Annotated in this window: 9 protein-coding genes and 2 tRNA genes; all 11 read left to right on the top strand. The window is 27.8% G+C overall.

Going from position 1 to position 11,769, the window contains the following annotated elements; genetic code table 11:
* The first annotated feature begins 6 nt into the window (after positions 1 to 6).
* The 11 genes from ACZ41D_RS01170 to ACZ41D_RS01120 all read left to right on the top strand — a co-directional run bounded on the left by ACZ41D_RS01170 (position 7) and on the right by ACZ41D_RS01120 (position 11,760).
* Positions 7 to 1,209, top strand: a complete 1,203-nt coding sequence (locus ACZ41D_RS01170) for a D-alanyl-D-alanine carboxypeptidase family protein (protein WP_464152103.1) — start codon at positions 7 to 9, stop codon at positions 1,207 to 1,209.
* 23 nt (positions 1,210 to 1,232) lie between these two features.
* Positions 1,233 to 1,309: transfer RNA gene (locus ACZ41D_RS01165), tRNA-Arg, on the top strand.
* A 22-nt stretch (positions 1,310 to 1,331) separates the two neighbouring features.
* The gene (tadA, locus tag ACZ41D_RS01160; RefSeq protein ID WP_464152102.1) at positions 1,332 to 1,793 is read left to right on the top strand and encodes a tRNA adenosine(34) deaminase TadA; all 462 of its coding nucleotides are present in this window, start codon (positions 1,332 to 1,334) and stop codon (positions 1,791 to 1,793) included.
* 44 nt (positions 1,794 to 1,837) lie between these two features.
* Positions 1,838 to 1,932, top strand: a tRNA-Ser gene (locus ACZ41D_RS01155).
* Positions 1,933 to 2,941: 1,009 nt separating this feature from the next.
* On the top strand, positions 2,942 to 4,435 hold the full coding sequence (locus ACZ41D_RS01150) for a spore germination protein (protein WP_464153101.1): 1,494 nt from the start codon (positions 2,942 to 2,944) through the stop codon (positions 4,433 to 4,435).
* A 19-nt stretch (positions 4,436 to 4,454) separates the two neighbouring features.
* A complete protein-coding gene (locus tag ACZ41D_RS01145; RefSeq protein WP_464152101.1) occupies positions 4,455 to 5,648 on the top strand; it encodes a Ger(x)C family spore germination protein in 1,194 nt (397 codons plus the stop codon).
* Positions 5,648 to 5,854: a hypothetical protein gene (locus ACZ41D_RS01140; protein WP_464152100.1), complete on the top strand. Its 207-nt coding sequence runs from the start codon at positions 5,648 to 5,650 to the stop codon at positions 5,852 to 5,854. The genes ACZ41D_RS01145 and ACZ41D_RS01140 overlap by 1 nt, the downstream gene beginning before the upstream one ends.
* Before the next feature lie 10 nt (positions 5,855 to 5,864).
* A complete protein-coding gene (locus ACZ41D_RS01135; protein WP_464152099.1) occupies positions 5,865 to 6,953 on the top strand; it encodes a GerAB/ArcD/ProY family transporter in 1,089 nt (362 codons plus the stop codon).
* Positions 6,954 to 7,077: 124 nt separating this feature from the next.
* Positions 7,078 to 8,838, top strand: coding sequence for a sigma-54 interaction domain-containing protein (locus ACZ41D_RS01130; protein WP_464152098.1), 1,761 nt, complete (start codon positions 7,078 to 7,080; stop codon positions 8,836 to 8,838).
* Between the two features lie 268 nt (positions 8,839 to 9,106).
* Positions 9,107 to 10,393, top strand: a complete 1,287-nt coding sequence (locus ACZ41D_RS01125) for an L-cysteine desulfidase family protein (RefSeq protein ID WP_464152097.1) — start codon at positions 9,107 to 9,109, stop codon at positions 10,391 to 10,393.
* Between the two features lie 347 nt (positions 10,394 to 10,740).
* Positions 10,741 to 11,760: a calcium/sodium antiporter gene (locus ACZ41D_RS01120; RefSeq protein ID WP_464152096.1), complete on the top strand. Its 1,020-nt coding sequence runs from the start codon at positions 10,741 to 10,743 to the stop codon at positions 11,758 to 11,760.
* Positions 11,761 to 11,769 lie beyond the last annotated feature (9 nt).

The following is an 11,769-nucleotide window of genomic DNA, read 5'->3' as shown; positions in this document are numbered from 1 at the left end:
AACATTATGAAAAATAAAATTTTAGTAGTAGCCATAATTATATCTTTATTATTTGTATCATCTTTTTCATATGGTGAAGTACCATTTAATGAAGATGAAGCCAAAACTCTTTTATTAGGGGATTGGGAAACAGGTGAAATATTATACCAAAAGAATATAGATAAACAAGTAGAAATAGCTAGTATAACAAAGCTTATGACATATATAATCACGATGGATAAGATAAATGAGGGAAAGATATCATTAGATGATATGGTTCTAGTAAGTCATAATGCAGCTACTATTGGTGGTTCTACTTTTTGGTTAAGGGAAGGTGAAAAGGTAAAATTAGAAACTCTTTTAGAAGCATTACTTATAGTATCTGGAAATGACGCAGCAGTTGCAATTGCAGAACACGTATCAGGAACAGAAGAAGAATTTGTCAAACTTATGAATGAAAAGGCAAAAGATATAGGGCTAAATAATACTAAATACATCAATGCTAGTGGAATGCCAGTAGATGATTTGCAAAATGTTATGACTACAAGAGATATATTTAACCTTTCTAGATATGTAATATCAAAATATCCTCAGATTTTAAAGATAACTTGTAAACCTAGATTAGAAATTGAATCCAGAAATTTTTCTAAGGAGAATACAAATGTTCTAATAGGAAAAATGGAGAATGTGGATGGATTAAAAACAGGATTTACAGACGAAGCGGGATATTGTTTAGTATCTACCATGGAAGTTCCTGCTGAAATAGAAGGTTATCTGCCTTATAGACTTATAGCTATAGAAATGGGAGCTAAAGATAAAAAAACGAGAAAAGAAGTGTCAACAGGTCTTTTAAATTACGGATTAAATAATTTCAGCAAAAAAGAAATATTTTCTGCAAAAGATGCTATAAAAAATATTGAGATTAATAATGCTGATGATATTGAAGTAAAGGTATATCCTAGTGAAGATTATTCAAAAATAATTAAAAAAGGGGATAAAATAAGTATAGATATTGAGATAAATGATAAATTAAAAGCTCCTATTAAAAAAGGAGAAGAAGTTGGGGTTGCATCTGTATTTTTAAATAATAAAAAAATAAAAGAAATGCCTTTGGTAGTCAATAGTGATGTAAAAAAAGCAAGTTTTTTTGAGATTATGAAAAGAAGTATAAAAGATTTAGCAGCAAATTTAAAAAAAGTTGTATTTGACAAATTAGTATTTGTGATGTAAAATATATAAATGTCATATAGTGTGCATCCGTAGCTCAGCAGGATAGAGCAGCGCCCTCCTAAGGCGTGTGTCGGGGGTTCGATTCCTCTCGGGTGCACCATTATTTTATAGGTGAGAATGTAATGAATGAATATTTTATGAAATTAGCCCTGGAGGAAGCTCGCAGGGCTTATTGTTTAGATGAGGTACCTATTGGTGCTGTTATTGTAAAGGATAATAAAATTATTTCAAAAGCGCATAACTTAAAAGAGATTAATAAAGATGCTACAGCACATGCAGAAATTTTAGCGATAAAAAGGGCATCAGAAATTTTAGGAGGGTGGAGGCTTACTGGATGTACTATGTATGTGACAGTAGAGCCATGTCCTATGTGTGCTGGAGCAATAATAAACTCAAGAATTGAAAAATTGGTAATAGGAACTAAAGACACTAAGATGGGAGCTTGTGGTTCAATAGTAAATATAGTTCAAAACAATTCCTTTAATCATCAAGTCGATGTCACTTGGGGAATTCTAGAAGAAGAATGTAGCTGTATTATGAAACAATTTTTTAAAGAATTGAGAAAAAGAAATAAAAATCTTTGAGATAAACAAAAAATATGTTAAAATATTTTAGTAAGTTTCTATATGGAGAGATGGCAGAGTTTGGTCGAATGCGCCCGACTCGAAATCGGGTGTGCTGTGATGAGCAGTACCGTGGGTTCAAATCCCACTCTCTCCGCCATATAAAAGGACTTCAACAAATTTGCTGAAGTCTTTTTATATGATTTCTTTATTATTCCAATAAATCTAATAGAAGGAATTTTTTTGATGTAAAGTATTGTATACATGATTCTAAATCTCCATTTGTATCTTCGTAGTATTTATTATTGAAATTGATACTTTCTTTAACCAAACGTAAATATGATTTTTCTACAAGAGAAAGGAATTCTACAAAGTTATCGATTGGAGTAACAGAAATTGTAACACAAAAAAAATTCTTGCATTTTTCTATATAACCTAAAGAATAGCAAATATGTGCTTGGTTAAAGCAGCATAAACCAAACCTATTTAATATATCTTTAGTATATGAATTTTTTAATGGGAAAATAGAATTATTATCATCTAAACCTACTAACTTTGCAATTATTATTTTTAGTACATGGTTTGACTATCTCTTACTATAAAATTATTTAGATATTCTATGTAATCGTATTCCTCCTGTTCATCTTCACCGTTTTCTTTAGATGAATTAATTTCATTATTTAAAAAATCAACTAAAACATTTATAAATGGTGTTAATTTAGCATAATTGAGTTTATTGAAATAACTTATTCCTTCATCTAAGCATTTTAATCCAAATAGAAACGTAAAAAACCACTTCTTGTAATCTCATGAGCTTCCTCCTTAAATTAAGTATATGTTAACTTATTATATAATACTATAACTCATGAAAACCTACAATTGATTTTTCGAAATTTTTTTGCATATTTCTATTGCCATAAGTAGAATTTGTGATTTTCTTAAAATTTCTCATAAACTCGATTTAAAATAATAATATATTTCATTGGTAATAATATAGTAAAAGATATAAATATGATGAATGAGGAAATTGCATAATTACTATAAGGCTAAAACTCTGCAAGTTATAAATTTTTTAAATTATTTTATTATGCAATTTCATCGAATTTAAATTATAAGTTAAAAATAAATTTATGAAAACTTTTATATAAAAGGAGAAAAATGAAGTGGAAATGCATGATGATAATTTAAAAGGAAAATCTACCACAGAAGATATAGATATAACTACTTCTAACTTGAAAAATATGTTTAAAAATTCTTCTGATATTATATTCAGAAGGATAATGATAAATGCAAATAGTAAATTACAAGTATCATTAATGTTTGTAGATGGCATTGTAGATAATGCTGATATTAGTGAATACGTAATTAAACCATTAGTTGATGGAGATAAATTTGCAAAAGTAAGAACAATAAAGCAAGTACTTAATCTTATAGAAAAAGGAGCAATTTATTATTCTCAACAAAAAATGACTAAGAACATAAATGAAATTGTAAATAGTTTGATGATGGGTAGTGCTGTTTTAATTTTTGATAGTGAAAAAGTTGCTTTAATATTAAATACGATTAATTTTGATAGAAGACAAGTAAATGAACCTACAGAAGAAGGTTCTCTAAAAGGGTCAAAAGATGCATTTGTAGAAACACTTAGAGTAAATACTGGAATAATAAGAAGAAGAATAAGAAATGCTAATCTAGTTATTGAAGAAAAAATTGTTGGGAAACAAACTAATACATGTGTTGCTATAGTATATATCAATGGCATTACAAATGAAACAATAGTAAAAGAAGTAAGAAAACGTATAGATAATATTGATATAGATCAAGTTATAGGTACTAATAATATTGAGAGTTACATAGTAGATAACAAATATACGCCTTTTCCTCTAGTTCATTATACAGAAAAACCCAATGTTTTTTGTTCAAGTATTATTGAAGGAAGGGTCGGGATTATAATTGATGGAATACCGTTTACTATGATTGTTCCAGCAAATTTTTTCTCTTTTTTCAATGTAAGCGATGATCACTCATACAGTTATATGCTTATAAGTTTTTTTAGAATTGTTTCATATTTTTCTTTTTTTATATCTTTATTATTGCCTGGATTTTTTATATCCATTACTACATTTAATGTTGAAATGATACCTAGCTCCCTTGCTGTTTCAATTGCTTCATCACAAAGCAAAGTACCTTTTCCAATATTTATAGAAACTATAACCATGCTAGTATTATTTTATATATTATTGCAATCTGCTGCAAGGCTTTTAAAAAGCATAGGAAATACAGTTGCAGTAGTAGGTGGATTAGTTTTAGGTGAAGCTATTATAGCTGCAGATTTAGTATCACCAAGCGTTATTATAGTAGTATCACTTACGGTAATATGTAGCTTAACATTGTCAAATGCAGACTTAATGGCAAGCGTTTGGGTGTCACAATTTTTGATAATAGCCTTAAGTTCAATTGCAGGTCTTTTTGGATTAACAATGGGAGCATTAATTATTCTTTTTCACTTATCTAAAATAGAAAACTTAGGAGTGCCATATCTTTCTCCTGTTGTAGCAAATGACTATAAACAAATGGAAGATATTTTAATACGATTACCACAAAGTTTGATAAAGAGGCGTCCTGTTTATTTAAAGACAACAAATAAACAAAATCAAAAATAGTTAAACTTCGGAGGTAATAATGAACAGCTTAAAAATAGTTAAAATGTTATTTGTTGTATTTCTTTTATCAACACTTACAGCATGCAAAACTCCAATTGTTAGTAGAGCTGAAATAAAAAATAACACTTTTATTAGAGTAGTAGGAATAGATGTAGCTTCTAACAAAAATGATAGCGTGAAACTTACTATAGTTTCTGAGAAAATTTCACCTAATTCACAAATAGATTCCAACGATAAAAAAGCCAACATAGTATCAGCAGAGGGAAGAACAATTTTTGAAGCAAATAGAAATCTTCATGCACTTACTAATAATATTATATATTGGGGGCACACAGAGACTATACTTATTAGCAAGGAAGCTGCAATGGATAATATTGTAAAATATTTAGATTTTTTTATTAGAGACCACGAACTTAGATTAACATCTAAAGTTTTAATAGTTGAAGGTTCAACTGTAGAAGAATTTTTAAGAATATCAAACTCACCACAATACTTTATCGGTGATAAAATAAACAACTTAGTTTCGGATTCAGGAGCTTTATCATTATCTAAAGAAGTAAAATTATATGAGTTAATTGATGTTTTTGAAAGTGAATATTCCTCTGCGTATATACCTATAATTTATTTAACCAATAAAAATGATATTGGTATTACCAACGACACTAATAATATAGATATGAAACTTGAAGGATATGCTATTTTTAAAGAAAATAAAATGATTGATTCATTACATAATAATAATGCACGAGGATTAAATTGGGCAACAAATAATATAGACTCAGGGGTTATATTAGTAAAAGACAATAGCAATAATGATGTAGCATTAGAGATAATTTCTTCAAATACAAAAATAAAGCCTAAATATGATGAAAATGACTTGTCTGTAGTTATAGAAATATATATAACAAGCAATATCGTAGAACAAGAGGAAGAAGAAAATATTTATACCGAAGAAGCAATTGAAAGGATAAAAAGGCAACAAGAAGATATTATTATACAAGAAGTCCAAGATATAATTAAATATGTTCAAGAAAATAATATAGATACAATAGGTGTAGGTAATGCAGTTTATCATAAATACCCTGTGATTTGGAAAAAAGAAATAGAAGATAAATGGAGTAGCTTATTTCCTCAAATAAGTATTAAAGTAAAAGTAAATTCAAATATTAATAGAGTTTATAATATAAAACAGCCTATAGGAGCAGATGAATGATGAAATATATAATATTCATTCTACTTATTACAGTAATAAGTTTTTTTGAAATTAAAGCATTAGTTAATAAAAAAAGATTCAAAGAATTGACAGTATACATATTATTTACTGTTTTTACTTTTCTATTTGGTATGTTTTATATTTATAATCCATATTCAAAAAGTTTATCATCTATAATTTTAGAAATTATAGGTATAAAGTATTAAGAGGTGTAATATGTTATCAAAAAGCAATAAAATTTCACTTAGACAAGTAATGATATTATACTTAACTTCAATATATTCTCCATATGTAAGAACTGTTGCAGGTAATACTGTAAAAGAAGCTCATCAAGCAGCATGGTTAGCACCTGCTGTTAGTTGTGTTTTCACATATTTAATCATTGTTATACTATCAAAATTCTATGTAAAATACAAAAATGAATCATTTATGGAAATTACATATTCTATTACTGGAGGAATAGTTGGTAAAATTATAGTTTTAGTATATTTTGTATGGGTTACTATATTGTTATCTATATATGTAAGATTTTTTAGTGAAAGATTAGTTACATCTATTTATTCTGATACTGATATTAGCTTTTTTATTATATCTATGCTTGTATTTGTATCATTTGTACTGCATTCTGGGTTAGTACCAGTAGCTAGAATGAGTGAGGTTATTTTTATATTTATTACTACAATATTTTTAGTTTTAGCAATATTGCTAATTCCAAATGTAGATATAGATAAATTAACTCCTATTTCTTATTTAGATATATTTCCTATTATTAAGGCGGCAATTAATATTACTGGTATAAATATTTATATTTTTTATTTTATGATGATAAGTGACCAAATAAACAACAAAGAACATTTAAAAAAAATAGGATTAAAGACAGTAAGTTTTGTAGCAGTATTATCATCGTTATTAATTATTTTAACAATAGGAACTCTAGGCCCTAATGTTATCCCGAAACTACCTTCGGCATTTTTATCTGCTGTAAAAATAATATCGGTTTTGGGAATTTTAGAAAAGCTAGAGTCTGTTTTAATTTCAACATGGATTGCCACAGATTTTATTATAATAACTATGTTTTCTTTAATAGCTTTAAAATTATTTAAATCACTTTTTAATTTATCAGATGAAAAACCTTTTATTAATATATTTATTTTATTAATATATTTTCTTAGCTTATATATATGTAATGAAGTTTTTGAGTTACAAGTTTTTTCAACTGAATTTGTAGAGTATATAAACATTGTTCTTGGGTTAATAATTCCTATTATATTATTTATAGTGGCAAAAATTAGAAAAAAGGTATAGTAGAAATAGAGGAATTTGTATAATAAAAAAATATTTTATTATCTAATTTCCTTAATGGACATTATATGAAATGTTTTGATAAAATTAAATATAGATATAAGTATTATTATAAGGAGTTGTTTTTATGTCCATGAACAATATTTACGGGGATGTAAGAGTTGTTGCTGAAGCTCTTTCAGCTATGCTTGGAGCAGATGTTACTATAGTTGATAAAAATTTTAAAAGAATAGCTGCTACAGGTAAATATGAGAATCTTGTAGGATATAGAATACCTAAAAACTGCCTTTTTGAGAGGATTTTTAGAGAAGGTAAGCTTGGATATATAGATAGATCTGATAGCAATAATCCTTGTAAAAATTGTTCTGCAAAGGATATTTGTACTGAGCTTGCAACAATAGGACAACCTATAATAGAAGATAACACTAATACTGTTGTGGGTATAATAGGAATAAGTGTATTTAATGAAGAACAAAGACAAAAAATTATTTCAAATATAAACTTTACTAATGAAATATTGAATAAGTTTAGTAAGATGCTTATTTATGATACTTTGATACATCGTATGGAACAAAAGCTTTGGGTGCAGAATAAAGAAATTGAAAAAATTATAAATAGTATAAATTATGGCATTATTTCATTAGACCAGAATGATAAAATAAAATATATAAACAGAAGTGCTGAGATTATGTTAAATATTAATGGTAAAGATTATATTGGTAAACCTTTAGATAGTCTTGATTCGTGTGAGGGCATAGGACAGTTAAAACGAAACAAAAATGATGGTGAAATAACACTTCATAAATCAAATGTAAATTTGATAGCATCAAAGGATAGTATTCATATAAATAGAGAAAAGGTTAGTTCGATTATTACAATTAAAAAGAAAGAAAATATAAAAGAAAATCAATGCTGTAGAGTAAAGAAGATTAATTTTGATGATATAATAGGACGAAGTGAGAGTATAAATGAAGCAAAAAATATTGCTAAGAAAGTGGCAAAACGCAATTGCTCAGTTATATTAAGAGGAGAAAGTGGGACAGGTAAAGAGTTATTTGCAAGGGCTATTCACTTTGAGAGTGATCGTAAAGATAAACCTTTTGTGGCTATAAATTGTGCATCAATTCCTCAAAATTTACTAGAAAGTGAGTTTTTTGGATATGAAAGAGGGGCTTTTACTGGAGCAAAAAGGCAAGGGTATAGTGGAAAGCTTGAACTTGCAGATAAAGGAACATTGTTTTTAGATGAAATTGGAGATTTACCTCTCAGCATTCAGCCTAAACTATTAAGAGTACTTCAAGAAAAAGAGTTTAGAAGATTAGGCGGTAAAGACTTAGTTAAAGTAGATATAAGAATTATAGCAGCAACTAATAAAAATCTTGAAGAAATGGTGAAGAAAGGTGAATTTAGAGAGGATTTGTATTATAGAATAAATGTAATACCTATACAAATACCACCTTTGAGGGAAAGAAAAGATGATATTTTAATTATATCCAATTATTTATTAAAGAAGTATTGTCAAGAGATAGGAGTAAAATTAAAGACCTTTTCCAAAGATTTAATAGATGTTTTGTTAAAATATGATTGGCCAGGAAATATAAGAGAGTTGGAAAACGTTATCCAATACCTTGTTAATATTGCTGAAGGTGATATTATCGATAGTAGTTATTTGCCGTATTTGATAAGAGAGAGAATGAAGGATAACAAAATATATAGTAAGGATGATACTACATTAAAATCTCAAATGGAAATGTATGAATGTAGTATTTTAGATTCAATGCTTAAGAAGTATGGTACATCAACTGAGGCTAAGGAAAAAATAGCTTCTATTCTTGGAGTAAATCTTTCCACTTTATATAGAAAATTAATGAAGTACGGATTGTGTTAGAAATTAAAAATGATTATATTTTGCAAATGTGAGAATTCTTTTGCAAAGTTTCAAATTATTTAATCATTTTTATAATGCATTAGGAAAACGTTTTATAAATATTTTTTTATAAAACGTTTTAAAAATAGAAGAGTAACTATATTCCTATAAAAATTATATATATCCACTTCTTTGGCATTCTTCTTGCAATATTATTTAATGTGTTGCTTATAATTATGAAAATATTTATAAAACTAAAGTTATTTTTATGAAAGGAAGATGATGGAGGGTGGATATAACTAAGGATATTATATCAAAATTAATAAATTTAGTTAGAGAAGAAACAAAACCAGCTGTAGGATGTACTGAGCCTGTTGCAGTAGCTTTTGCTGCAGCAAATGCAAGGAAGTATTTAGAAGGAGAAATTAATAGTATTGATGTAAATGTAAGTTTAAATATTTTTAAGAATGGGAAATCTGTTTATATTCCAAATACTAACGAATGGGGGCTTGAATTAGCTGCAGCGCTTGGCGCAATATGTGGAAATCCTGATAATGGATTGTGCATTTTTAATAATGTAAATGATGAATATTTAAATGTTGCAAAAAAAATGTTAGAAAATAAAATAGTAAAAGTTTATCCTATTGACAACGGAGAAAGTATTTTTATAGAAGTTAAAATCAAATCAGATTGTAATTGTGTGAAAGTAATAGTTAATAAAGCTCATACTCACGTTCAACAAATTGAAGTTAATGGGAAAGTAATATTTGAAGATAATATCAAGGAAGAATCAATTAAAGAAGACCATATTCTAAAACAATTAAGTTTTAAAGATTTAAGACAAGTAGTTGAAGAAGCAGATAAAGAAGAAATACTTTTTTTACTAGAGGGAATAGAAATGAATAAACGTGCTGCAGAAGAAGGGCTTAAAGGTAATAAAGGTATAAATGTAGGTGCTGAATTGATAAGGATGCAAAATAAAGGTATCTTATGTAATGATATTTTTACAAAGGCAAGAATTTTAACAGTTTCTGCAGCAGGCTATAGAATGAGAGGTGGCAAATGTCCTATTATGACTAGTGGAGGTAGTGGCAATCAGGGTATAGGTGTAACTTTACCAATATATGTAGTAGCAAAGAAAGAAAATCTTTCTGATGAGATTATTTCAAGAGCTCTTTTATATGCTCATTTAGTTAATTTATATATAAAAGAATATACAGGTAAACTATCATCAATGTGTGGTTGTGCAATTGCTGCTGGAGCAGGTGTTAGTGCAGCTGTAGCTTGGTTGTTAGGAGGAGATGATACTCAGATAGAAGGTGCTGTTAAAAATTTACTTTCTAATTTAACTGGAATGCTATGTGATGGAGCAAAAGAAAGCTGTGCGTTAAAACTATCGGTTTCTGCTGAGGAAGCTTTGATAGCTGCTTATTTATCAGTTTCAAATAAAATAGTTTCTTCTGGAACTGGTATTATAGGTAATACAATAGAAAGTACTATATCAAATCTTGAGATTTTATGTAGAGAAGGATTAAAGAATATGGAAATGGTGTTAGTTGATGTAATGAATTCTTAATAATTAACACTCAAATCAATCTAAAAAATTTAAAAATTCAAAAATTCGCAGTGACATATAAAAGGAATTTTTATATTATGAACTATTATATTATACATGTTTTTCAATTAAATAAATCATTGACAATCATAGAAATATTAGTTATATTTAATGAGTAAGTAAAAATTAAAATATTGCAGGGGAGTAACTAGCACTTTTGTGGATTTTAGTCAACATCATGATAAACTGTGTTTATCTGGCTAAATTTGAAACGGTGAGACCTGTGTGTAACGAGTATGCGTTATACATAGGTTTTTTTTGATTAAAAACTAAATATAAGGTTAAATTAATAAATAGGAGGTACTATTATGGACGCTTATATTGCAAGTTTTATTTCGGGGTTACCTTTACTATTTTTATTTGCAATAATAGCTGTATCTTTATATACTTTAAGTAAAGGCGCAGATATTTTAGTAGATGAAGCTGTTGCTTTGTCGGAAGAGATGGGAATTTCAAAAATGATTATAGGGGCTACTATTGTAAGTCTTGGCACTACATTGCCAGAAGCCACCGTTTCTATTATGGCTGCATTATCTGGAAATCCAGATTTATCCTTAGGAAATGCTGTTGGTTCAATTATATGCAACACAGGTCTTATTCTCGGAATATCAGCTGTTTTACGTCCCCTTCCATTGCCAAAAAAAATTATTAATAAACAAGGACGAATTAAATTTGGAACAGGAATATTGCTCATTCTTGTAACTATTCCATATAAATCTTTAAATAAGATGTTTACTGAAGGTGGTCACATTAGTCAGGAGATGGGCTTTATTTTTGTAGGACTTTTAATTATATACATATATTTATCTATTAAATGGGCTAAAGAGGATAATGAAACTGTTTCTACAGATATTAAGGAAATAGAAACTTCAAGTAAATTATCAACATTTTTAAAGTTATTTCTTGGGATTTTTATAGTAATAATTTCTTCAAAAATATTAATACCTACTGTACAGGAAACTGCCTTAAGAATGAATGTTCCCAATAGTGTTATAGCTGCTACATTAGTTGCATTTGGTACTTCACTACCTGAACTTGTTACTGCTATTACAGCTACATTAAAAGGACATGGTGAATTAGCTGTAGGAAATGTTATTGGAGCAGATATATTAAATGTTTTATTTGTGATTGGTTCAGCTGCTAGCTTTTCTAAGACTGGACTTTATGCAACGCCAAAGTTTTTTACCTTATATTTTCCAGCAATGATATTAGTATTAGGTGTATTTAGAATAGGTTCACTTCTTTCTAAAGGTTACATGAAGAGATTTTTTGGTTTTACATTACTTAGTGTATATATATTGGTGAGTATTTTTAGCTACATTATGTAAATTTTTATT

The organism is Brassicibacter thermophilus, from assembly GCF_055378355.1.
Note: the sequence above shows the minus strand (reverse complement) of the source record. Positions and strands in the feature narration are given on the sequence as shown.